The 22,939-nt window shown below is 69.4% G+C and carries 22 protein-coding genes; 5 read left to right on the forward strand and 17 right to left on the reverse strand.

The genetic code is table 11. The features are described 5' to 3' along the window. Positions 1–9 precede the first annotated feature (9 nt). Positions 10–1,143, reverse strand: a complete 1,134-nt coding sequence (locus ACQSSQ_RS18285; protein ID WP_431328554.1) for a DNA cytosine methyltransferase — start codon at positions 1,141–1,143, stop codon at positions 10–12. A 117-nt stretch (positions 1,144–1,260) separates the two neighbouring features. Between ACQSSQ_RS18285 and ACQSSQ_RS18290 the strand changes: the two genes are divergently transcribed. Together ACQSSQ_RS18290 and ACQSSQ_RS18295 are read left to right on the forward strand one after the other, a co-directional pair. Continuing rightward, positions 1,261–2,160, forward strand: a complete 900-nt coding sequence (locus tag ACQSSQ_RS18290) for an NgoMIV family type II restriction endonuclease (RefSeq protein WP_431328555.1) — start codon at positions 1,261–1,263, stop codon at positions 2,158–2,160. Between the two features lie 2 nt (positions 2,161–2,162). Further along, positions 2,163–2,576, forward strand: a complete 414-nt coding sequence (locus ACQSSQ_RS18295; RefSeq protein WP_431328556.1) for a very short patch repair endonuclease — start codon at positions 2,163–2,165, stop codon at positions 2,574–2,576. Positions 2,577–2,653: 77 nt separating this feature from the next. On the opposite strand, the gene ACQSSQ_RS18300 is transcribed toward ACQSSQ_RS18295, so the two are convergent. The 10 genes from ACQSSQ_RS18300 to ACQSSQ_RS18345 all read right to left on the reverse strand — a co-directional run bounded on the left by ACQSSQ_RS18300 (position 2,654) and on the right by ACQSSQ_RS18345 (position 15,432). Beyond that, the gene (locus ACQSSQ_RS18300; RefSeq protein ID WP_431328557.1) at positions 2,654–5,584 is read right to left on the reverse strand and encodes a vitamin B12-dependent ribonucleotide reductase; all 2,931 of its coding nucleotides are present in this window, start codon (positions 5,582–5,584) and stop codon (positions 2,654–2,656) included. A gap of 154 nt (positions 5,585–5,738) precedes the next feature. Next, positions 5,739–6,221: a transcriptional regulator NrdR gene (gene nrdR / locus ACQSSQ_RS18305; RefSeq protein WP_431328558.1), complete on the reverse strand. Its 483-nt coding sequence runs from the start codon at positions 6,219–6,221 to the stop codon at positions 5,739–5,741. Between the two features lie 238 nt (positions 6,222–6,459). Continuing rightward, positions 6,460–6,750 carry a DUF6343 family protein gene (locus tag ACQSSQ_RS18310; RefSeq protein WP_431328559.1) on the reverse strand — a complete coding sequence of 97 codons (291 nt, stop codon included), beginning with the start codon at positions 6,748–6,750 and terminating at the stop codon, positions 6,460–6,462. Positions 6,751–7,020: 270 nt separating this feature from the next. Further along, positions 7,021–8,676: an ABC transporter ATP-binding protein gene (locus ACQSSQ_RS18315; RefSeq protein ID WP_431328560.1), complete on the reverse strand. Its 1,656-nt coding sequence runs from the start codon at positions 8,674–8,676 to the stop codon at positions 7,021–7,023. Continuing rightward, positions 8,673–9,836 carry a serine hydrolase domain-containing protein gene (locus ACQSSQ_RS18320; protein WP_431328561.1) on the reverse strand — a complete coding sequence of 388 codons (1,164 nt, stop codon included), beginning with the start codon at positions 9,834–9,836 and terminating at the stop codon, positions 8,673–8,675. The genes ACQSSQ_RS18315 and ACQSSQ_RS18320 overlap by 4 nt, the downstream gene beginning before the upstream one ends. Continuing rightward, positions 9,833–11,032 carry an anhydro-N-acetylmuramic acid kinase gene (locus ACQSSQ_RS18325; RefSeq protein WP_431328562.1) on the reverse strand — a complete coding sequence of 400 codons (1,200 nt, stop codon included), beginning with the start codon at positions 11,030–11,032 and terminating at the stop codon, positions 9,833–9,835. Before ACQSSQ_RS18325 ends, ACQSSQ_RS18320 begins: the two co-directional genes overlap by 4 nt. Continuing rightward, positions 11,032–11,967, reverse strand: a complete 936-nt coding sequence (gene murQ, locus ACQSSQ_RS18330) for an N-acetylmuramic acid 6-phosphate etherase (RefSeq protein ID WP_431328563.1) — start codon at positions 11,965–11,967, stop codon at positions 11,032–11,034. The genes ACQSSQ_RS18325 and murQ overlap by 1 nt, the downstream gene beginning before the upstream one ends. Beyond that, complete coding sequence (locus ACQSSQ_RS18335) at positions 11,967–12,842, reverse strand: ABC transporter permease (RefSeq protein WP_431328564.1); 876 nt, start codon at positions 12,840–12,842, stop codon at positions 11,967–11,969. The genes murQ and ACQSSQ_RS18335 overlap by 1 nt, the downstream gene beginning before the upstream one ends. A gap of 14 nt (positions 12,843–12,856) precedes the next feature. Then, on the reverse strand, positions 12,857–13,816 hold the full coding sequence (locus ACQSSQ_RS18340) for an ABC transporter permease (protein ID WP_431328565.1): 960 nt from the start codon (positions 13,814–13,816) through the stop codon (positions 12,857–12,859). 77 nt (positions 13,817–13,893) lie between these two features. Next, positions 13,894–15,432 (reverse strand): ABC transporter substrate-binding protein, encoded by a 1,539-nt coding sequence (locus ACQSSQ_RS18345; protein ID WP_431328566.1) that lies wholly within the window; start codon positions 15,430–15,432, stop codon positions 13,894–13,896. A gap of 194 nt (positions 15,433–15,626) precedes the next feature. Between ACQSSQ_RS18345 and ACQSSQ_RS18350 the strand changes: the two genes are divergently transcribed. Next, entirely contained in the window at positions 15,627–16,493 is an 867-nt protein-coding gene (locus ACQSSQ_RS18350) for a MurR/RpiR family transcriptional regulator (protein WP_431328567.1), read from the forward strand. Here the strand turns inward: ACQSSQ_RS18350 and ACQSSQ_RS18355 are convergent. Genes ACQSSQ_RS18355 through ACQSSQ_RS18365 form a run of 3 tightly spaced genes read right to left on the reverse strand, consistent with a single transcriptional unit; the run spans position 16,486 to position 18,165 of the window. Next, positions 16,486–16,998, reverse strand: coding sequence for a GNAT family N-acetyltransferase (locus ACQSSQ_RS18355; RefSeq protein WP_431328568.1), 513 nt, complete (start codon positions 16,996–16,998; stop codon positions 16,486–16,488). The genes ACQSSQ_RS18350 and ACQSSQ_RS18355 overlap by 8 nt on opposite strands. Continuing rightward, positions 16,995–17,729, reverse strand: coding sequence for a M50 family metallopeptidase (locus tag ACQSSQ_RS18360; protein WP_431328569.1), 735 nt, complete (start codon positions 17,727–17,729; stop codon positions 16,995–16,997). Before ACQSSQ_RS18360 ends, ACQSSQ_RS18355 begins: the two co-directional genes overlap by 4 nt. Positions 17,730–17,754: 25 nt before the next feature. Then, a complete protein-coding gene (locus tag ACQSSQ_RS18365) occupies positions 17,755–18,165 on the reverse strand; it encodes an MmcQ/YjbR family DNA-binding protein (RefSeq protein ID WP_431328570.1) in 411 nt (136 codons plus the stop codon). 111 nt (positions 18,166–18,276) lie between these two features. Here ACQSSQ_RS18365 and ACQSSQ_RS18370 point away from each other — a divergent pair, with 111 nt between their 5' ends. Together ACQSSQ_RS18370 and ACQSSQ_RS18375 are read left to right on the forward strand one after the other, a co-directional pair. Continuing rightward, positions 18,277–18,843: a DUF6318 family protein gene (locus ACQSSQ_RS18370; protein ID WP_431328571.1), complete on the forward strand. Its 567-nt coding sequence runs from the start codon at positions 18,277–18,279 to the stop codon at positions 18,841–18,843. Between the two features lie 353 nt (positions 18,844–19,196). Next, the gene (locus ACQSSQ_RS18375; protein ID WP_431328572.1) at positions 19,197–19,616 is read left to right on the forward strand and encodes a PKD domain-containing protein; all 420 of its coding nucleotides are present in this window, start codon (positions 19,197–19,199) and stop codon (positions 19,614–19,616) included. Positions 19,617–19,668: 52 nt separating this feature from the next. On the opposite strand, the gene ACQSSQ_RS18380 is transcribed toward ACQSSQ_RS18375, so the two are convergent. From ACQSSQ_RS18380 to ACQSSQ_RS18390, 3 genes are all read right to left on the reverse strand, one after another. Continuing rightward, complete coding sequence (locus ACQSSQ_RS18380; protein WP_431328573.1) at positions 19,669–20,916, reverse strand: hypothetical protein; 1,248 nt, start codon at positions 20,914–20,916, stop codon at positions 19,669–19,671. Continuing rightward, positions 20,913–22,163, reverse strand: a complete 1,251-nt coding sequence (locus ACQSSQ_RS18385; RefSeq protein ID WP_431328574.1) for a hypothetical protein — start codon at positions 22,161–22,163, stop codon at positions 20,913–20,915. The genes ACQSSQ_RS18380 and ACQSSQ_RS18385 overlap by 4 nt, the downstream gene beginning before the upstream one ends. 106 nt (positions 22,164–22,269) lie before the next feature. Beyond that, positions 22,270–22,923 (reverse strand): potassium channel family protein, encoded by a 654-nt coding sequence (locus ACQSSQ_RS18390; RefSeq protein WP_431328575.1) that lies wholly within the window; start codon positions 22,921–22,923, stop codon positions 22,270–22,272. Positions 22,924–22,939: the final 16 nt, after the last annotated feature.

Here is a 22,939-nt window from a genome sequence, read left to right on the forward strand (position 1 = left end):
GAATCCCTCTCAAGCGATGAATGGCTTGATCTGACGAGCGATCGCGCGGGCGAGCCCGGAAGGCACGGCGTTCCCGATCTGCTTGGCGATGGCGACCTTCGATCCGACCCACAGGTAGTCCGACGGAAAATCCTGAATGAGAGACGCCTCGTAATGCGTCACGACCCGGTCGACCGACAGCTCCGGATCGCCCTTTATGAATCGTGAGCCTTCGTCAGTGCGCTGCTTTCCAGGCACCCACTGCGGATGGAGATAGGCGCCCTTCTCAGGCTTGAAGAACTCCGTGCGGATCGTGTGCGACGGAAAGTCCCACCGCATCCGACCCATGACGTCCGTCGTGCCTGTCGGCTTCTCCCGCCAACACCTAGGTAGTAGCTCGGTCGGCACATCAAAGCGACCGCCACCTGGTGGCACGAAGGAGTACCGCTCAAGCGATAGCGGGTTGGGGGTACGGCGAAAGTGAATATCCAATCCCTTGAATACACCCGGCATCGCTTCGCCAAAGATCTCGGTCACTGAATCTGGAAGTTCGGTGGAGTCGGGCCGGATCGGCAGGCCCTCGATCACATCACGGACGGTCCGCCAAGGCCGCAGTCCGTTCCCTCCGTCCCTGGCGTGAGTCGGGTCTGGCAGATCGATTGGCCCAACCCGGGATCCGATGACGATGGTGCGACGGCGGCGTTGCGAAACGCCGTAGTCTGCCGCGTTCAGCACACCGTATGAGATCTCGTAGTCCTTGAGCAGACCGTGGTCGACTTCTCCGACCAGCATCTGAAACTCGGGCGACTTAGAGAACCGATCGACGTTCTCGATCACAAAGACCTGCGGCCGAGCTGTTCGAATGAAACGCATGTACTCCCGCCACAGCTGATTCCGCGGGTCCCCGAGTGCTTTCAGCCCGAGATTGGAGAAGCCTTGACACGGCGGACCGCCGATCATGAGGTCCGCCGTCGGGATCTGGCTCGCCGTAACCTCAGCAATGTCACCAGGGATGACGTGGTCCTCGCCCCAGTTGGCCGCGTATGTCGCGGCCGCGAAGCGGTCCCACTCCACCGCGAGCACGGGCTCGAAGCCTTCGCTCGCGAAGCCGATCGTCATACCGCCGCAGCCGGCGAAGAGGTCGATCACGGTGGGGGTGCTCATGACACACGATCGTATGTCGAGGCTCTGACACTCCGTCGCAGCCTCGCCGTGGCGGAAACCGTGACGCCTGACGCGATGCCAACTGCCTTCGCTGCTGGCATCAGGATAGGTTCGGCGGTGTCTGATTCGAAGGGAACCTCCGTGCCTGCGACTTTCGCGAAGGACTTGTGCGTCTACCGCGCCACGAACAACAAGCCGAACACCTCGGACGCCAGCGAGCGCTTCTCCGTCGAGCTGGGTGAGGCTCTGTTCGATGCTCTCCATGTTTCCCCCGACGCCCGCGGCAGTGAGCCTACGGGCGATCCGTTCTCGAAGAAGGTCGCCGCCGCGCTGAGCGCTCAACTCGGAGACCGCGGGTGCAGTCTGGTCATCGAACCTGAGCGTGCACTGAACCAGTTCGAGCAGTTCCGTCACGTAGGTGCATTGCGCGACATGAAAGCAGAGCCGTCGCGCGAGTTCGTCAAGGCCTGGACGTCACTCGGTCGCTTCGCGGGCAGGAGGCTGACAGACCCGAACGATCAGGAGCGCTTTGCGAGCCTTGCGGCGGAGGTCGACGCTGCAGTCGCGAAGGAGTCCGATGCTCGCCGGATCCTTTTGGAGGAGGTTGGGGAGGAGTCATTGCTGAACCTTGATGTCACGGCCTCTCGACAGCGTCCAGGGCCGAAGACACCCAGCCTTGAGATCGGGCTGTCGCTCAAGTGGTCGCTGCGTACCGACCGCGCACAAGATTGCCGCTCGCAGGGCGCGAAGATGGCATCCCTGAGACGTGGACGCATGCCTCACTTTGCAGTCGTCACCATGGAGCCGCGTCCGTACATGCTGAACCTTCTTGGGGGTGGTTCCGGGGAGATCGACTGCGTCTACCACCTGGACCTTCCCGCTCTGCGGTCCGCAGTCGAGCAGACCTGCAGGGGACGGCCGCGACGCCGTGCAACTCTCGATACCTTCAACCGCTTGGTGGCTCAGCGCCGCCTCCGTGACTGGGACGAGCTTGTGGACTACGCGGCCACACTGTGAGTATGAGCGAGTCGTGGGCATCCTCCCCCGCCGTCCGCCGCGGTATGCAGGCGAACCGCGGTCGCGACACGAAGCCTGAGCTGGCGGTCCGACGGGCCGCGCACGCGGCAGGGCTGCGCTATCGCGTCGACCGACGTCCGATCCCAACTTTCAATCGGCGTGCGGACCTCGTCTTCACCCGCTCTAAGGTCGCCGTCTTCGTCGACGGCTGCTTCTGGCACGGCTGTCCCGAGCACCACACCATCGCCAAGTCAAACGCGACCTTCTGGGCGGAGAAAGTCCGGCGAAACCGTGAACGGGACGCCGAGACCGATAGTGCGCTTACTGCGGCGGGTTGGACGGTGATCAGAGCATGGGAGCACGAAACACCTGACGACGTAGTCGAAAGGATATTGTCGGCCGTCTCGAAAGCGTAATTCACCGGAGTCCGTGCAGCTGAAGTGACTCGGCGCCGTCCCCGGGCTCAGCCAGGGGACGGCGCCGTATGCCAATCTCAGCTGCAACCGCTCGTCGCCCCGCAGCCCTCGCACACATGGCAGGAGCCCGCTGGGCGCATCTTCGTACCGCAGGTGAAGCACAGCGGCGCGTCGACCTCAGTCCCGGAGATCACCTGTAGTAGCTCCGCACTCGTGTGCGCCTGCTTCGGCGCCGGTCGCGCGGCCTCGGCGACGATCTCCGCGTCGGCGGCGTCGACCTGGGCCTCACGCTCGAGCTCGGCCTCGGCGGCCTCGTCGATGTTCGGCGTGGTCGTCTTCAGGGACTCGGCCTCGGACGGCTCCTCCTCCACCGGCTCGTACGAACCCGTGTCGAGCTGGCGCTGACGCTCCTCCGCCGAGTAGATCCCCAGCTGCGAGCGGGTCTCGAACGACAGGTAGTCCAGCGCGAGCCTGCGGAAGATGTAGTCCATGATCGACTGCGACATCCGCACGTCCGGGTCGTCGGTCAGACCGGCCGGCTCGAACTTGAGGTTCGTGAACTTCTGGACGTAGGTCTCGAGCGGCACGCCGTACTGGAGGCCGATCGACACCGCGATCGAGAACGCGTCCATCACGCCGGCGAGGGTCGAGCCCTGCTTGCCGAGCTTGAGGAACACCTCGCCGAGGCCGTCATCCGGGTAGGAGCCCGAGGTCATGTAACCCTCGGCACCACCGACGCTGAACGACTGCGTGATCGACGGACGCTTCTTCGGGAGCCGCTTGCGGACCGGCTTCTCGATGATGACCGTCTTGACCTCGGGCTCCGCAGCCGCGGCAGACGACTTGTTCGCGTCCGTGCCCTTGTTCTCGCCCTTGCCGGTCGAGAGCGGCTGACCGACCTTGCAGTTGTCGCGGTAGACCGCGAGCGCCTTGAGGCCGAGCTTCCAGCCCTGGAAGTAGATGTCCTCGATCTCCTCAACCGACGCCGCCTCCGGCATGTTGACGGTCTTGGAGATGGCACCCGACAGGAACGGCTGCGCCGCCGCCATCATCCGGACGTGGCCCATCGGCTTGATGGCCCGCTCCCCCATCGCGCAGTCGAAGACCTCGTAGTGCTCGGTCTTCAGGCCCGGCGCGTCGATGACGTGACCGTGCTCCGCGATGTACTCGACGATCGCCTCGATCGTCTCGTTGGTGTAGCCGAGCTTCTTGAGCGCGACCGGGATCGTCTGGTTGACGATCTGCATCGAGCCGCCGCCGACGAGCTTCTTGAACTTGACCAGCGAGAAGTCCGGCTCGATGCCGGTCGTGTCGCAGTCCATCATGAAGCCGATCGTGCCGGTCGGAGCGAGCACGGACGCCTGCGCGTTGCGCCAGCCCTGCTTCGTCCCGATCTCGATGCCCTTGGCCCACTGCTTCGTGGCCTCACGGTGCACGGCGATGTCCATCGCGTGCATCGTGCGGACCGCGTCGTTGGCGGCCTGGTGCTTGCGCATCACGCGAGCGTGCGGCTCGGCGTTCTGCTTGAAGCCCTCGTACGGGCCGACGACACCGGCGAGCTCCGCCGAGCGACGGTAGGAGGTGCCCGTCATCAGCGACGTGATCGCGGCAGCGAGCGCACGGCCGCCGTCGGAGTCGTACGCGAGACCCGACGCCATGAGCAGCGCGCCGAGGTTGGCGTAGCCGATGCCGAGCTGACGGAACTTGCGCGTCGTGTCACCGATCGCCTCGGTCGGGAAGTCGGCGAACGTGATCGAGATGTCCATCGCGGTGATGATCAGCTCGACGGACTTCACGAAGCGCTCGACGTCGAACGAGCCGTCGTCCTGCAGGAACTTCAGCAGGTTGAGCGAGGCCAGGTTGCACGACGAGTTGTCGAGGTGCATGTATTCCGAGCACGGGTTGGACGCCGTGATGCGACCCGTCTCCGGCGTGGTGTGCCAGTCGTTGATCGTCGAGTCGTACTGGATGCCCGGGTCCGCACACTCCCATGCGGCCTGCGCGATGTCCTTGAAGAGCTTCTTGGCGTCGATCGTCTCGATGACCTCGCCGGTGGTCCGAGCGCGGAGCCCGTAGTCGCCGCCCTCCTCGACCGCACGCATGAACTCGTCGTTCACGCGGACCGAGTTGTTGGCGTTCTGGTACTGCACGGACGAGATGTCGTGCCCGCCGAGGTCCATGTCGAAGCCGGCGTCGCGGAGGACGCGGATCTTGTCCTCCTCGCGCGCCTTCGTCTGCACGAACTCCTCGATGTCGGGGTGGTCGACGTCAAGCACGACCATCTTGGCCGCGCGACGCGTCGCGCCGCCCGACTTGATCGTCCCCGCGGACGCGTCGGCGCCGCGCATGAACGACACGGGACCCGAGGCCGTACCGCCCGAGGAGTGCAGCAGCTCCTTGCTCGAGCGGATGCGCGACAGGTTGAGGCCGGCGCCCGAGCCGCCCTTGAAGATCAGACCCTCTTCCTTGTACCAGTTGAGGATCGAGTCCATCGAGTCGTCGACCGCGAGGATGAAACAGGCCGAGACCTGCTGCGGGCTCGAGGTGCCAACGTTGAACCAGACCGGGCTGTTGAAGCTGAAGACCTGGTGCAGAAGCATGTAGGTGAGCTCGTGCTCGAAGAGCTCGGCGTCGGCCTCGGTCGCGAAGTAGCCGTTGTCCTTGCCGGCCTTCACGTACGTCAGGACGACGCGGTCGAGGAGCTGCTTGAGCGACTGCTCGCGCTGGTCGGTGCCGACGGCGCCACGGAAGTACTTCGTGGTGACGATCGTGGACGCGTTGACGCTCCAGAAGTCGGGGAACTCCACCCCGCGCTGCTCGAAGACCGTCGCGCCGGTCTTCCAGTTGGTCTGCACGACGTCGCGACGCTCCCACGTCACCTCGTCGTACGGGTGCACACCCTCCGTGGTGTAGACCCGGTCGATCGTCAGGCCCTTGCCGGCGCTCGCGCGCTTCGTCGTCTTGCGCGAGCGCGGCGCCCCGCTCGGACCGCTGACCGTCTCCGTCATCTGCTGTGCCCCTTCTCCCCGTGTGCCCCGTGAATGTGAGTGGTGCGTCGTACGTCGTGCGTGGTGCTGTGGTCTGTGGTCTGTGGTCTCGATACGCCGGCTCGTTCCTCGCCGGGCTACTCGACCACCTGTTGCTGCTCGACCACCTGTTGCTCTACGCGCGGTCGGTCTCCTTGACGAGCTCGCAGTCGGCGTCGGCCGCCATCAGCACGGCGATCTCGTCGGCGAAGTCCGCCACGTCGGTGAAGTTCTTGTAGACGCTGGCGAATCGCAGGTATGCGACCTTGTCCAGCGCCTTCAGCGGCTCGAGGACGGCGAGCCCCACCTCGTGCGAGCTCACCTCCGCTCCCCCGGCCGCCCGCAGCGCATGCTCGACCTGCTGGCCCAGCCGCGCGAGATCGTCCTCGTCCACCGGGCGCCCCTTGCACGCCTTGCGCACGCCGGACACCGCCTTGTCCCGCGAGAACGGCTCCGTCGCCCCCGAGCGCTTGCAGACGGTGAGCTGGATCTGCTCGACGGTCGTGAAGCGCTTGTTGCACTCGGTGCAGCTCCGGCGCCGGCGGATCGCTCCCCCGTCGTCGGCGACGCGGCTGTCGAGGACCCGGGTGTCGGTGTGCCGGCAGTATGGGCAGTGCATCCGCGACTCCTCTCTCGCTGTGGACGAAATGTGGAGAACCCCGTGTTTTCTGTGGGCTTCACCACGGTCCATGTGGACTAGATGTGGATAACTACATCCGTGTAAGTACTAGATGTAGTGGCTACCGTACGCGTCTGCCCCAAGCCATGCAACTCATGTTCCTCGTCGGAACTGACATTTCTGTCGTCGCAGGTCAGAGGCGGTTTTGGAGGTACGGCGCGGCGTGTCGCGGCGATTTCTAACCTCGATGGCGAGGCTCCGGACCCTTGTGCGGCTGACCGTTGCGCATCCGCCTCACGATCGTCACGAGATCAAGCGCGGCGAACACCGCGATGAACACACACGCGACGCCCACCACGTCGGCGACGAACGTCGTCCCCGGCGTCAGCAGCACCCACAACGCGATCGCCGCAGCGCCGATCAGGCCGAACAGCGCCAGCGCGAGCCGCAGCCCGTACGCACTCAGGGCCGACTTCGGCTCCGAGCCGGTGTGCCGCAGCCGTGGGAAGTGGGGGTGGGACGAGCTCATGGCGCACCTCCTTCGGGTGTCACCAGTACAACGTCTGACATGTCCCGATTCATCCCAGTCTACGCCGCTCGCGTGTGGGCAAAACAGGCCGCTGACCTGCGAAAACGCGGCTGCCGCAGATAGCTCGGTGACGCCTGAACCGTGTCCGACCCGGCCGACCGAGCGCCGGACAAGTGCATCGAGCGCCGCGAATACCCGACGCTCGGTGCGCGTATGCGGCGCTCGGTGCGATGAAGGTGATCGCGCCACCTACCCCGCCGCCGCGCTCGCTCAACTGGCGGCGGAGGTCACCCCGTGCGGGATCGCGGCGATGAGCTCCTTCGTGTAGTCCTCGCGCGGCGCACGGAACAGCTCCGCCGGATCGCCGCTCTCCACGACCCGCCCCTCGCGCATCACGTACACCTGGTGCGACACGAGGCGGACGACGGCGAGGTCGTGGCTGATGAAGAGGTACGACAGCCCCATCTCCTGCTGCAGCGTCACCATCAGGTCGAGGATCTGCTCCTGGACGAGCACGTCGAGCGCGCTGACCGCCTCGTCCATCACGACCAGCTCGGGATCGAGCGCGAGGGCCCGCGCGATCGCGACCCGCTGGCGCTGCCCGCCGGACAGCTCGTGCGGATAGCGGTCCGCGAACGACCCCGGCAGCGCCACCTTGTCCAGCAGGTCCGCGACCCGCTTGCGCCGGCTCGCCTTGTCGCCGATCTTGTGGACGCGCAGCGGCTCGGAGACGGCCTCCTCGATCGTGTAGCGGGGGTCGAGGGACGCGTACGGGTTCTGGAACACCGGCTGCACCGACCTGCGGAACGCCAGCAGCTCCTTCCCCTTCAGCGACGCCACGTCCGCCCCGCGATAGCGGACCGTGCCCTCGTCGGCCTTCTCGAGGCGCAGCGCCAACCGAGCCGTGGTCGACTTCCCCGAGCCCGACTCCCCCACGATCGCCACGGTCTGCCCCCGCGGGATGACGAGGTCGACCTCGTCGACGGCGCGGAACGGCTCGTGCTGGCCGCGGAGGCGGTACGTCTTGACGGCGCCGCTGACCTCGAGCAAGTTGTCGCGCTCTAACGCCGCAGACTCACCTCGTACGGCGGGGGTCGCTGCGATCTTCACGCTCGCCATGCTGGGGGCGGCGGCGAGGAGGCGCTTCGTGTACTCGTGCTCCGGTGCGCTCACCACCCGCGCCGCGGTCCCGGTCTCGACGACCTCGCCGCGGAACATCACGACGATCCGGTCCGCCCGCTCCGCCGCGAGCGCGAGGTCGTGCGTGATGAGCAGCACGGCCGCGCCCATGTCGGCGGCGAGCGCGCCCATCTGGTCCAGCACGATCCGCTGCACCGTCACGTCGAGCGCGGACGTCGGCTCGTCGGCGAGCAGCACCTCGGGTCGGCAGGCGAGCGCCATCGCGATGAGGGCGCGCTGGCGCATGCCGCCGGAGAACTCGTGCGGGTACTGGTGGTAGCGCGCCGCCGCGTCCCGGATCCCCGCCTGCTCCAGCAGCTCGGTCGCCCGCTCCTTGGCCGCGTCGCCCTTCGCGAGGCCGTGTACCAGCAGCGCCTCGGCGATCTGGTCGCCGATCTTCATGACGGGGTTGAGGTTCGTCATCGGGTCCTGCGGGACCATGCCGATCCGGCCGCCGCGGATCCGCGTCATCACGTTCTCCGACGCACCCGTGACGTCGACGTCGCCGAGGGTGATCGTGCCCTGCGAGATCCGGCCGTTGTCCGCAAGGAGGCGGTTCACGGCCGCCGCGAGCGTCGACTTGCCCGACCCCGACTCCCCCACGACGGCCACCGTCTCGCCGGCAGCGATGTCGAGGCTCACGTCGCGGACCGCCTCGACCTCGCCGCGGGAGGTGGCGAAGGTGACGGTGAGGTTCTCGACGCGCAGGACCGGCTCGCGGTCGTGCGTACGGGCAGTGGTGGTCATGGGTTCCTCACCGCAGGTCGGGGGTTCAGCAGCCGGAGGCCCGCCTCGAGCACCACGGCCTGGATCTGGTCGCTGGGGATCAGGTCGGGCAACGCCGTCGGGGGCGGGTCGTACGCGATCGGGCCGACCGTGCCGTACAGGCGCATCGCGGCACCCGCGACGACGAGGTCGCGCTCGAGCGTGAACCCGAAGGACGTGCCCGTGAAGCCGGGGTGGTGCAGCAACGTGACGTCCTCGCCGTCGACGCTCAGCACGCGACGCCGGAAGCCGACGGCCTGCTCCGCGTTCGCGGCCGACGGCTCCGCGAAGCGTGCCAGCACGTCGTGAGGCACGATCTCCCCGCGTCGTACGGCGGTGCCGAGCGTCAGCAGGTCGTCGACGGTCGCGAACAGGCCGGCGTGCCCGGCGACACCACCGAGCGCATGCGCCGCGTTGCCGTCCCGGACGGCTCCCCGCAGCGGCGTCTCGCGCCAGCCTACGAACCGCTCCGGCCCGAACGGCACCGCGTACGGCGTGCCGGTCGTGACCATCGCGTACTCGTACGCGTCGTCGTCCGCGCTCACCGCCGCCCGCTCTGGCGCGACCGGGCCTAACTGCGCCCGAAGGCCGAGCGGCTCGGCGACCCTCGTCCGGAAGGCCTCGCCCAGCGGCATCGCCGTGACCTCCTCGACGACGCGGCCGGCGAGGATGAGCCCGAGGTCGGAGTACGCCCACGCGGTGCCGGGCGCGGACACCAGCGGCGCCGCCTCCACCCACCGCACGGCGGCGTCGCGGTCGGTGGTCTCGGCGTACAGCGGCCACCACGGCCGCAGCCCCGCCGTGTGCGTCAGCAGGTGCTCGAGCGTGACGTCGTCCTTGCCGTCACCGGCGAAGGCGGGAAGGTACCGGCGTACGGGGTCGGCCAGGTCGAGCCGGCCGTCGGCGACCAGCTGCATGACGAGCAGCGTCGTGACGGCGACCTTCGTGACCGACGCCAGATCGATCAGGGTGTCACGGGACATCGGCACGCCGGGCCCGTCGCCGTCGGGCAGGACGGCCCATCCGCCGACGGCGACCTCGCGCGACTCCCCCGCGACCACGCCGAGGGCCGCACTCGCCGGGTGCCGTCCGTCCGGCCCCAGGGCGAGCAGCCGCTCGATGCCGGGGGCGAGCGCGGTCACGGCCGCCCCTCGAACGCGAGCGCCTCCGGCCACGCCGCCAGCGACGCCCCCGCCGTCAGCCCGTCGCGACCCGGCGTGACACGGCCGAGCACGCGCGGGCCGGACGCACCGGTGCAGCTCGGCACGTTCGACGGCAGGCCGTGCAACGTCGCCCAGCCGATCATCGCGAACGCGACCGCTTCCTTCTCGTCCGACGGCACCCCGAACGCGTCCGTCGTCGTCACCTCGACGCCCGGCAGGAGGTCGGCGAGACGCACCATCAGCACGGGGTTGCGGACACCGCCGCCGGACGCGACCAGCGTGGTGACCTCCGCGGCTCGTACGGCGTCGGCGACCGTCACCGCGGTCAGCTCGGTCAGTGTCGCGACCAGGTCCTCCAGGCTCGGCTCCAGGCCGGTCCGCTTCAGCGCCTCGGCGACGTACCCGCCGTGGAACAGCTCCTTGCCCGAGCTCTTCGGCGGCGTGAGCGCGTAGTACGGCTCGGCCAGCAGGTGCTCGAGCAGCGGGGCCACCACGGAGCCCGCAGCGGCGAGCGCGCCGTCGCGGTCGTACGACGCCTCGCCCGCTGTCGCGTCGACGACCGCCGCGTCGATGAGGGCGTTGGCGGGGCCGATGTCCCAGGCGACCGGATCCCGGTCGGGGTCGCAGACCGTCATGTTGGAGATGCCGCCGAGGTTCAGGGCCGCCGCACGCTCGCCGCGAGCGACCCGCGGGGCGAGCAGCTGGGTGTCGAGGATCGGGACCAGCGGCGCGCCGTGTCCGCCGGCGGCGATGTCGGCCGCACGGACGTCGGAGACGACCGTCAGGCCGGTCGCCTCGGCGATCCATGCGGGCTGGCCCAGCTGCAGCGTGCCGAGCGCGTGCGCGCCGTCGACCCAGTGGAAGACGGTCTGGCCGTGCGAGCAGATCGCGTCGACCGCTCCCCCGCCGGCGCCCGCGTGGTCCGCCAGCGCCTGCACCGCCGCGCCCGCGAACGCCTGACCGAGCAGCGTGTCGAGCGCGCAGGCCTCGTCGAACCCGACCGGTGACGGCGGCAGCGCGGCCACGAGCCGGCGCCGCAGTGCGGGGTCGTACGGGATGGAGGCCGTGTGCTCGATCCGCGCCGACAGGGCGGATCGGCCGGACGCGTCGAAATCCACCACCGCGACGTCGATGCCGTCGTGGGACGTGCCGGAGATCATGCCGAGAACGCGCATCAGGCCTCTTCCTTCGTGGGTCGGTCGTCGATGACGGCGCGCAGGACACCGCCTGCCTCAGCCAGCGCCGTACGCGCGTCGTCCGCGTCGCGGCCGGTCGCGAGCATCGCGATCGCGAGCTTCGCGTGCCAGTCCGCCGCCTCGAGCGTGCGTGCGGCCACGTCGGCGTCGACGCCGGTCGCGAGCATCACGATCCGCACCGTGCGGCGGCGCAGCTTGGCGTTGGTCGCGCGGACGTCGACCATCAGCGTCCGGTAGGTCTTGCCGAGCCGGATCATGCTGATCGTCGAGAACATGTTGAGCACCATCTTGGTCGCGGTGCCGGCCCCGAGCCGCGTCGATCCCGTCACGACCTCGGGTCCGACCGGAACCTCGATCGGGTGGTGCGTCACCGACGACAGCGGCGTGTCCACGTTGCACGAGATCCCGACCGTCAGCGCGCCGCGCGCCGAGGCGCGACGGACAGCGCCGAGGACGTACGGCGTGCGTCCGCTCGACGCGATCCCGACGACCGTGTCGAGCGCGCCGATCTCGTGCGCGTCCATGTCCGCGGCGCCGGCGGCCTCGCTGTCCTCGACGGACTCCACGGCGCTCACCAGCGCGTCGTACCCTCCGGCGATGACGCCGAGGACCAGCTCGGGGTTCGTGCCGAACGTCGGCGGGATCTCGGACGCGTCGAGCACCCCGAGACGGCCCGACGTGCCCGCTCCGACGTAGACGAGTCGTCCGCCGCGCTGCATCCGCTCGGCGGTCGCCTCGACGGCGAGGGTGATCGCGGGGAGCGCCTCGCGTACGGCGCCGGCGATGTGCTGGTCGCGCTCGTTCATCAGCGCGACGAGCTCACCCGTGCCGAGCTCGTCGAGCGCCAGGTGGTCGTCCACGACCGACTCGGTCTCCAGCGCGTCGAGGCGCGCGAGGTGGGGCGGCAGCGACATCAGCGGCCTCCGGTCTTCGGGTCGAGCGCGGCCCGCAGGCTGTCGCCGACGAGGTTCAGCCCGATCACCGCGACGATCAGCGCGAGGCCCGGGAAGATCAGCATCCACGGAGCCACCGACGTGAGCGCCTGCGCGTCGTACACCATCCCGCCGAGCGACGCGGCCGGCGGCGGGGTGCCGAAGCCGAGGAAGCTCAGCGACGCCTCCGTGAGGATCGCCCACGACAGCGACAGCGTCACCTGCACGACCAGGATGCCGGACATGTTCGGCAGGACGTGCTCGAACAGCGTCGACAGCCTGCTGCGCCCGATCGCCGTCGACGCGAGCACGTAGTCCGCCGAGCGCAGCGTCAGCACCGGCCCGCGCGCCACCCGCGCGAAGATCGGCAGGTAGACGACCGCGATCGCGAGGCTCACCGTCACCCAGCTCCGCTCCAGCGTCGCCGCCAGCGCGAGCGCCAGCAGCAGCGACGGGAACGCGAAGAGCACGTTCGTGATCACGCCGACGCCGCGGTCGACCAGACCCTGGTAGTAGCCCGCGACCACGCCGAGGAACGTGCCGACGACCGCGGCGGCCGCGACCGAGACGACCGCGACCCGCAGGGAGTTCGCGAGTCCCGAGCACACCCGGGAGAAGATGTCGCGCCCGAACTGGTCGGTGCCGAACCAGTGGCTCGCGCTCGGTCCCTGCAGCGACACCGCGACGTCCTGGTGCGCGGGATCGTGCGGAGTCAGGTTGAACGCCGCCAGCAGCGACAGGACCACGACGATCCCCATGAGGACCAGCCCGATGATCCCCGACGGCGTACGGAACGCCGCGATCCACGCCCGCGACCGCCGGCTCGTGTCGAGCGCGACGTCGGGGACGTTGCTCATGTCCGCCGCGGCGCTCACTGGGCACGCACCCGCGGGTCGACGAGCCGGTAGACGAGATCGGTCAGGAGGTTCACGAGGACGAACATCGCCGCGATGATCAGGACGGTGCTCTGCACGACGGCGTACTCCTTCTGCTCGAGACCGAGGAGGACCTGGCGCCCGATGCCGGGGATCGCGAAGATCTGCTCGGCGACCAGCGCGCCGCCCAGCAGGAAGCCGAACTGCAGGCCGGTCATCGTCACGACGGGGATCCAGGCGTTGCGGAGGATGTGCCGCTCCTGGAGGCGGCGTGGGGGTACGCCCTTGGCCCGCGCCGTACGGATGTAGTCCTCGGCGCGCACGTTGAGGATCGCGGCGCGGGTCGTCTGCAGGACCGGTGGCGCGATGCTGATGCCGAGGACGAGCGCCGGGAGCAGCATCTGCTGCAGGTTGAGCCCGGGGTCCTCGAAGAGCGTCACGTAACCCTTGCCGTTGGGATACCAGCCGAACTGGTTCGCCAGCCAGCTGCCGAGCGCCGTGGCCAGCAGGAACGACGGCACCGAGAGTGCGAGCAGGCTGCCGAGCTGCGTCACGCTGTCGCGGGTGGCGCCGGGGCGGCTGGCCGCGAGGACGCCTCCCGGGACGCCGAGGACCAGGCCGATGACGATCGCCAGGATCGCGAGCTCGATCGTGTTCGGCAGCGCCTGGGCGGTCATCGACGCGACGGACATGTGCGACGTCATCGAGACGCCGAGGTTGCCCGTCAGGACGCCGCCCAGCCAGCTGAGGTATTGCATGACCAGCGGCTGGTCGACGCCGTAGTAGGCCTCGAGCGCCTGCACCTGGTCGGGCGACAGCTCGCCGGCGGCCGTGCCGTACGCGGCGGTGATCTGGTCACCGGGCACGACGCGCAGCAGGAAGAAGGTGAACAACGAGACCCCGAGGAGCGTGAGGAGCGCCTCGGCGAGGCGTCGGGTCACGGGGTGGCGTGCCACGGACTTGAGTCGGTTCATATGGGGTCACCGGTCGGGGGACGGAGCGGGCGTACGGACGCCCGCTCCGTCCCGGGCGATCAGGAGATCGAGGCCTTCCACAGCATCGAGAGCGAGGCGTCGGTCCGCGTCTCGAGGTCCTTCACGCCGGTGTTCGACGCGACGAACTCCTGCGGGGTGAACAGCCAGATCCACGCCGCGTTGTCGACGAGCTGGTCCGACACCTGCGTGTAGACCGCCTTGCGCTGCTCCACGTCGGTCGTCGCGATGCCGTCGGCGAAGAGCTTGTCGAGCTCCGGCGAGCGGTAGCCCGCGACCTTGTTGTAGCTGCCGCCCGTGGTGAAGTAGCGCGCGTACATCGTGTTGGGGTCGGCGCTCCCGGCGTTCTGCGCGATCGCGGCGTCGAAGTCGCCCGCGAGCCACTTCTCGACGTACGCGTTCGAGTCGAGCGAGTCGACCTTGACCTTGATGCCGATCTCGCCGAGCTGCGCCTGGACGTTCTGCGCCTCGTCGACGGCGGTCGAGTAGAGACCCTGCGAGGTCATGAGGTTGAGCTCGAAGCCGTTGGGCTTGCCCGCCTTGGCGAGATAGCTCTTGGCCTTCGCAACGTCCTTGTCGGGGCAGGGCTGCGCCTGCGGGTCCGACTTGTACTCGGGCGAGGTGATCGGGCCGGTCACGTCACCCGCACCGAGCGCGGCGGTGTCGACGACGTCCTGACGCGAGATCGCGCACTGGATCGCGAGGCGGACGTTGACGTCGGACAACACCGGGGAGTCCGCGCGCAGCTGGAGCACGTGGTACTGCAGCGACTCGACCGGCGTCGTCTTCACCTCGTTGGACGTGGCGGACTTCGCGGTCACCGGGTTGTCGAAGACGGCCAGGTGGACCGAGCCGGTCTTGAGCGCCGAGACCATCGCCTGGTCGTCGGGGATGATGCGGAACTCGAGCGTCGGCGCGCCCGGCTTGCCCGCGTAGTAGTCGTCGTTGCGCTTGAGAGTCAGTGACTCGTTCGCCTTGCGGCTCTCGAACGCGTACGGCCCGGAGCCGACGGGCTTGGTCTCGAGGCTCTTGACGTCCACGTCGGACGGGACGATGGAGGTGTTGACCAGGCTCAGGCCCGAGACGAACGAGGCGTCGGGCTGCTTGAGCGTGACGACCACGGTCGTCGGGTCGGGCGCCTCGACGGAGGCGACGGAGCCGAAGTACGACGCGGAGCTCGCGCTCGACGCCGGGTCCATGATCGTGTCGTACGTGTACTTGACGTCCTCGGAGTCCAGCGCCGAGCCGTCGGTGAACGTGAGTCCGTCCTTCAGCGTGAACGTGTAGGTCTTGCCGTCGTCGGAGACCTTCGGGAGGTCCGCCAGGCCGGCGACCGGCGCGCTGTTCTCGTCGGTGTTGAGCAGCGGGCTGTAGATCTGCGAGAGGACCTGGATCGCCTGCTCCGACGTGGCGGTCCACGGGATCATCTGTGCCGGGTCGGCGGTGATGCCGAAGACCAGCGTGCCGTCGCCGCTGGCGTCGGAGTCCGATCCCGAGCAACCGCTCATCACCAGCGCGGCTCCGAGCGCTGCTGCGCCGACCGCGAGAGCGCGGCGTCCGCGCCTGTTGTCCCTCTTCACGATTCCTCCAAGCTGTCGCACCACGGGGGTTGGGTGAGCCGCGTCACCGGCGCACCCCAGCGATCCTAGGTCAACTTCTTTCCCTGTCTAGACCCAGCATGTAAATTTCTTACACCCGCGGTTTGCGAGCGCTCTCGTAGCGGGAGCCGCGACGATGGAGCCCGCACGACGAGAGCGACGGCGAGGAGGCTGCGATGACCGAGAACGTCCTGGTGGGCCTGCGCCAGGCGCTGCCCACCCTCCGGCCCAGCGAGCAGCGCATCGCGCACGCGGCGCTCGCTGACCCGGCCGGCGTGTCGCGCATGAGCATCACGGACCTGGCGACCCACTGCTCCACCTCGACCGCGACGGTCGTCCGGCTCTGCAAGAGCATCGGCTTCGACGGCTACAAGACCTTCTGCCTCGCGCTGGCACGTGCCGGTGCCGACGAGTCCGGGCGGCGGGTCGAGTTCGGGGTCGCGGAGGGCGACATCGACCCGGCCGACACGACGCGCGAGATGGTACGCAAGCTCGCGTACCAGGAGGCCCGTGCCGTCGAGGAGACCGCCGAGATGCTCGACCTCGACCAGCTCGACCGCGTCGTGACGGCGATCTCCGCGGCACGAGTCGTGGACGTCTACGGGTCGGCGTCGAGCGGGCTCGCGGCGCAGGACCTCCAGCAGAAGCTGCGCCGCATCGGCCACCAGGTCAACGCCTGGACCGACGCGCACCTCGCCCTCACGAGCGCGGCTGTCCTCTCCCCCGACTCGGTCGCGATCGCGTTCTCGCACTCGGGCGAGACCGAGGAGGCGATCTCGGCGTTGCGTACGGCCGCCGAGCGCGGGGCGTTCACGGTCGGCGTGACGAACTTCCCCGAGTCGCCGCTGGCGCGTCTGGCCGATGCCACGCTGACGACGGTGTCGCGGGAGACCCGCTTCCGCTACGGGGCGATGTCGAGCCGCATGGCGCAGCTGATGATCGTGGACATGATCTTCCTCGGGGTCGCGCAGCGCGATCCCGAGGACGTGTCCGCGTCGCTGGCGGCGACGCTCGCGGCTGTCGCCGATCGCCGCGTCAAGTGAGGTTCTTGGCGAGACGGACCTGCGGCTGGCCCCACTCGGAGAGCGTCACGGACTCGCCGTCGGGACTCCACCCCTGCCGCGCGTAGAACCGCACCGACGGAGCGTTGTCGGCGAAGACCCACAGCGATGCCGACGTCGCGCCCGCGTCGCGCAGTCCGGCCTCGGCGGTGCTGAGGAGGAGACGGCCGATCCCGGTGCCCTGCGTCGCCGGGTCGACGTAGAGGGAGGCGACGTAGCCGTCGTACGGATCGTCCTCTCCGGGCGTCAGCCGGTACGAGGCGACGCCGGCGATGTGCGCGTCGGCGGCGGTGGCGACGATCGTGTGAGAGGCGTCGCTCGCGAGCGCCCGCGTCCACAGGTCGTGCGCGGACTCGTCGGTGACGCGCGCGACGAGCTCGGCCGGCAGTGCGGCGGCATAGCTGATGCGCCAGCAGTCGAGGAAGACCCGCACGATCCCGGGCAGGTCCTCGGGACGGGCGTCGCGGACCAAAGGCACGACGCTCACGCCACCACCCGCCGTACCGTGTCCACCAGCATCCACGCCGCTCCCCCGGCGCACGCCGCGGTCGCGAGCCAGAACGACGCGAGCCAGACCGACGCCGGGATGCGGGTCAGCATGGCGAGCGCCACTGCGTCCGACTCGCCCCGGCTGCGGTGCCATGCCCGACTGCGCCAGGTGTCGGCGAGCGTACGCAGGCCGCCCACGATCAGGAACGCACCCACGCCCACGGCCGCGCCGCTCTGCACGACGGGCGCGGCCCACCACCACAGCGCGGCCGACGCACCCGCGCAGCCCAGCAGCACGAGAACCGTGAACGCGCTGCGCGCCCAGAGCAGGCAGACGACGAAGACGATCCCGAGCACGAACAACCCCGGCGCGGCCCACCCCTTCACCGCGACGAGCACCGCGAGCAGGCCCGCGATCGCCGGTGCGGGATAGCCTGCCCAGGCGCACACGACCATCCCGAACCCGCTCCGCTTGCCGCGGGTGTGCGTCACGCCCGACGCGTCGAGCCGTACGCGCAACGCCGTCAGCTTCCGCCCGGCGAACACCCCACCCAGCGCGTGCCCGAGCTCGTGCGCGACGGTGACGACCACGCTCGTACGACGCCACAGCGGGTCGGCGACCGCGGCGACGGCCACGAGGAGGGCGAGCGCCCAGACGAGGAGGTCCGCGGTCGTGTACGCGGCGGGGTCCACCGTCGCGAGGCGCGCGTGGACGTCGTCGAGGGTCACGTCGAGAAGCGTAGGCGCCGCACCGTCACTCTCCCTGAGAGCGGGCGTCGAGCTCGGCGATGCGCCGCTTGGGGGCGATCAGCCGGTAGGACGCGTCGACCAGCTCGGCGACCTCCGTCCAGTCCACGGCGGCGTCGTCGAGGTCGAGCGCGCGCCAGCCGAACGGGCCGTAGGACGCAGGCAGGAAGAACCGCTCGTCGTCGTCGAGCGCCTGCATCTCGGACTCGGCGACCTTGACGAGAAGTGCGCTGGGGACCTGACGGTGGTGGCCGGGGCTGAGCTTCTCGGAGCCACCGAACGCGGCGAAGATCTTGCCGCACTTGAACGTCGGCCGCCCGTACGACACGTGCTCCTCCGCGCCGGGGAACGCGAGACAGATCTCCCGCAGCTCCGCCAGGCCGGGGTCGTCGTCGCTGAACATCACTGGGTGCGCCATGACGAGAGTCAACCATCAGCGGGTGACATCGAGGAACTTCGCGCATCGACTCTCCACAACCCGAGGCCGATGCCTTCCGTGTGAACCCGCGGTGCCACTACGTTTCTCGCCATGACGTACGCCCGGGCGGCCCTCGCCGGACTGGTCCTGCTCGCGGTGGCGGGGTGCTCGGGCAGCGATCCGGCGGACGGCGACCCGACCACAGCGCCGCCCTCGCCGACCGCGTCGCCCTCCCCCACCCTCGCGCCCCCGACCATCCCGCCCGAGGCGCAGGAGTTCGGCGCGGAAGGAGCGGCAGCGTTCGTTGAGTACTGGTACGCGGCGATGCGCTACTCCGCGATGACCGGCGATAGTCAGCTCCTGCTGGACGCCTCGACGGACGAGTGCGATTCGTGCTCGGCACTAGCCAAGTACGACGCCGACTTGCACGCCGCGGGAGGCGACTACGAGGACCTGCCATGGAAGCCGACCGTCACAGCGAGCCAAGCAGAGCGCGACTATTTCGCTGTCACGACCGAGATCCACTCGGATGAGTACCGATATCGCAAAACGGCGTCCAGTCCCTGGCTGCGAGTCCGCCCAGAGCAGCGGCGCCATCTCTTCCGCCTGGAGTTTCGCGAGTCGGTTGGCTGGCAGATCTTCCACTTCACGGCCCAAGCCGAAGCTCCGAAGCCGTGATCGTCTCCGCGGTGTTGTCCATCGCGCTACTCCTGGGGCTTCCGTCGGAGGAGCCGTACGCTGACGATGATCACGATCAGGTCGTCTTAGAAGAGGACGACGAGCGCTCCGGCACCGAGGCACCCCTTGAGGGTGCTCCAACAGGCTCGGCGAATGAGTACCGATGGCAGCCGATGTGCACGCCCGGAACGGGCAGCGACACGACATGCAGCCTCACCTTCACCTGTCCTCCGGGCGAGACCATGTGGAACCTCTACTCGCGTCCTCCGGGTGGAACGTGGACGATCGTCCGATCCGAGTGCCGCGGCGGCGCGCCAGAGGAAGCCGCGGCACCGGTCGTCACGCCGGGCGACGTGCTCCGCGAGGTGCGACGCCTCCCGCTGCCCAAGGCGCGGCTCAGCATCCAGCCCGCAGGCCGGACGCTGGTGAACCTCGACACCGTCTTCTCGACAACGCCACCCGCGTTCGACCGCACAGTCACGATCCTCGACCAGCGCGTCCACATCACGGCGACCGCAGCCCGCTACACCTGGCACTTCGGCGACGGCACCACGCAGGCCACGACCAGCCCCGGCCGCCCGTACCCCGCGCTCGACGTCACCCACCAGTACGCGAAGGCCGGCGAGACGGTCAGCCCACGCGTCGACGTCACCTTCACGATCAGCTACTCCGTCGACGGCGGCCCCACGCAGACGCTCGAGCAGACCGTCACCACCGATGGCGTCGCCACGACTCTGACGACCCACGAGGCCGTACCGGTCCTCGTCGACTGAGGCTGACGCCGATCGCCGGGGCGCGGCATGACACCGTGCCCCGGCGAGGCGCTCACCGCACGCGGAAGGACTTCACGACCTTCGGGCTCCAGCCCTTCGCGGTCTTCGCCCGCACGGTCACCGTGACCTTGCCGCGACGCAGCCCCGACTTCGCGACCCTGTACGACCGCCGCCCCTGCTTCAGCGTCACCGTCTTGAGCGTCTTCGAGCCCTTGCGGAAGACGAGCTTGTACGACCGCACGTCACGCCCACCGTCGTACGAAGGCTTCTTCCACCGGACGGTCCGCTTCGCCGCACCCGGCTTCCCGGACACCGTCACCGACCGCACAGCCGTCGGCCGCACCGGGAACAAGGTCCGGAACACCCTGATCTGCTTGCCGCCCGTGGCGTACGCGAGGTCACCGCGTCCGTCCACGGTCAGCTGCCGAACAGGTCGCTTCGCGAGCCCCGAGCGACGCGCTCCGAGCTCGCGCAGCGGACGCTCGTCGTGTGCGCCCGCACGGAACACGCTGAGCCAGACCTTCGAGAGCTCGGGAGCCACGAAGAACTGCGAGACGTACACACGCCCGCGGCGATCGACCGCCAGGTCGGTGAGCTCGGCGTGCATCGTGAACGCCGTCAGCACGTGGCTCGGCGCCACGTCGCCGGCGGCACCCGGTGCGAACCCGATCACCCGAACCCCACTGGCGATCATCCACAACCGCCCGGCGGGGTCGAACGCCATCGGCCCGACCGCCCCGATCCCGGTACGCGGCCCCGCGAGGACCCGCGCCGGGTTCGGCGTGCCGGTCGCACCAGCGGCGTACACCTTCACGTCGCCGAGCCCTTCGACCGCCACCTCACCGCTGCGCGACACCGCCATCGTGCCGGGCCAGTCGCTGGCGACCTGGAAGGTGCGGATCGGCGCGACGTCTCCGTGCGCGCCGCGGGCGAAGACCGCGACCCGGCCCGACGCCGACAGGACGTAGACCTGGCCGGCGTCGTCGACGCCGACGTCGGTGATCCGCCCGAAGTTCGCCCGAGGACCGGCGATACGCCGTGGGGTCCGGCTGCCGTCGGCGTTCGGGCCGATGATCCACACGACGTCGGCACCGGGTCGGGAGCCGGCGAGGTACAGCGTCCCGTCGGCACGCGACGCCAACCCGATCGGTTCGCCCCACACCTCACCCCGCGCGGTGACGACCCGATAGGGCGGGTAGTCGACGGAGTCTGCGGAAGCAGCACCGGCACCGGCGACGACGAGGCCGCCGGCCATGATCGCGGCCGAGGCGGCGGCGAGTGCCGATCGGGAGCGCCTCATCGGACCCGGAACCTCTTGACGACCTTCGGGCTCCAGCCCTTGGCCGTCTTGGCCCGAACCGTGACGGTCAGCGAGCCGCGTCGCAGCGCCGACTTGGCGACCTTGTACGAGCGCCGCCCCGGCTTCAGCGCCACGGTCTTCAAGGTCTTCGAGCCCTTGCGGAAGACGAGCTTGTACGACCGCACATCACGACCGCCGTCGTCTGCCGGCTGCTTCCACCGAACCGTCCGCTTCACCGCACGCGGCTTGCCGGACACGGTCACCGAGCGTACGGCGGTCGGCCGCACCGGGAAGAACGTCCGGAACACCAGCACGTCACTTCGCGGGTGTCCGGTGACGGCGACGTCGCCGCGCCGATCCACGGTCAGGGCCGTCGCGGCGTCGATCGTCTCGAGCCTGGAGCGCGTCCCTTCGAGCACCCGAAGGGGGTCGACCTCACCCTGGGCGCCGGCGGGGTACGCGGCGACCGACGAGTACGCCTTCGTCTCCGACTCCTCGTGCGAGAACGAGAGGAAGAGGCGGTTGCGGTGGTCGACGGCGAGGTCGTCCGCCTTGGCGAACTCGAACCGCCCGGTCCGCAGCGGACGCGCCTTGTTCGCGGGAGCGACGTCCCCCGTCGCCGCCGCGGCAAAGCCGAGAAGGTTCCCGTCGGCGAGGACCCAGAGCCGTCCGGTCCCGTCGTACTCGAGCTCCTGCAGACCCTCTTCGAGTCCCGTCTTCGGGCCCTTGATCGTCCGGGTGGGGGCCGGCGTGCCGATGGAGCCGGGCGCGAAGACGACAACCTCGTCGCCCGCGGCGCGGCCGATCGCGACCTCACCCGCGGACGAGACCGCCATGCCTGTCGCTGGGCCGCCGGTGGCGAAGACGCGAATAGGTGCCACGTTGCCGAACGCGCCGGCGCCGAACACGGACACCCGCCCGTCGGCCGTCGCCGCGTACACCTGCCCACGGGCGTCCAGCCCGACGTCCACGACCTCGTCGAGTCCCGCGTTCGCCCCTTGGATCGCGCGCGCCGACGGCCGGTGACCGGTCGCGGTCCGCTTGATGATCCAGATCCGGTCGAACCCGGGGCCGCCGTCGGCGACGTACAGCGTGCCGTCGGCTCGTGCGGCGAGGCCCACGGCAGAGTTCACGCCGCTCGGTCCCGGCTTCACGACCCGGTCCGGCGGGTAGTCGATCGTGTCCGCCGACGCGGGTGTTGCGCCGGCGAGCATGAGTCCGCCGGCGGTCATCGTCGCTGCCGTCACTACGGCAGCCCTTCGTCTGATGCGCATGGATGCGCTCCCTTCGTGTGGTCCGTGGCGGGGGTGAGGTCTCAACTCGCTCACCCGCCGGGCGGACCCCGCGGGAGCGTCAGGCGGGACGTCGGCGTCGTGTGACGCCAGAGACCGCCAGCGCGACCACGGTCACCAGGTAGACCTGGCCGATCAACGCCTCGAAGGCCGCGACCATCTTGCCGGTGTCGGTCACCGGCGTGAGGTCGCCGAAGCCGGTGGTCGTGACCGTGATGAAGCTGAAGTAGAAGTAGTTCACGCCGTCGTGGTCCGCACCGGACTGGGCGAAGAACCCGCCCTGCCAGATCCCGAGCACGGAGTACACCCCAGCGAAGGCGATCCCCAGGAGCACGTAGACGACGATCACGCCCAGCACGATGTGGACGTCCAGCGACGGGTCCCGGATCAGGTGCGCCCCGATCGTGGCGATCGTGCCCACGCACAGCAGGACCACGATGCTCGAGTAGACCGCCTGAGCCGTGGACTCCTCGAACGCCTGGGCACCCCCGGCGACGAGCACCGCGACACCGGTCAGCACCGCAGAGACCCCGATGACCGAACGGCGAGCTCCCGAGGTCCGCTGGGCGAAGAGCAGGACAGCACCCAGCAGTGCCGTCACCAGCGGCCGCAGCGCCGCGGCGTCGACGGGCACGAGGAGGATCACCAGGCTGAGCAGGATCAGCAGGATCCCGTAGCGGTCCTGCCGTGCCGTCCGCGCCCCACGCTCCTCCACGACACGTGAGCCTAGG

Origin of the sequence: Mumia spirodelae, from assembly GCF_050632745.1 — a bacterium.
Lineage (GTDB): Bacteria > Actinomycetota > Actinomycetes > Propionibacteriales > Nocardioidaceae > Mumia.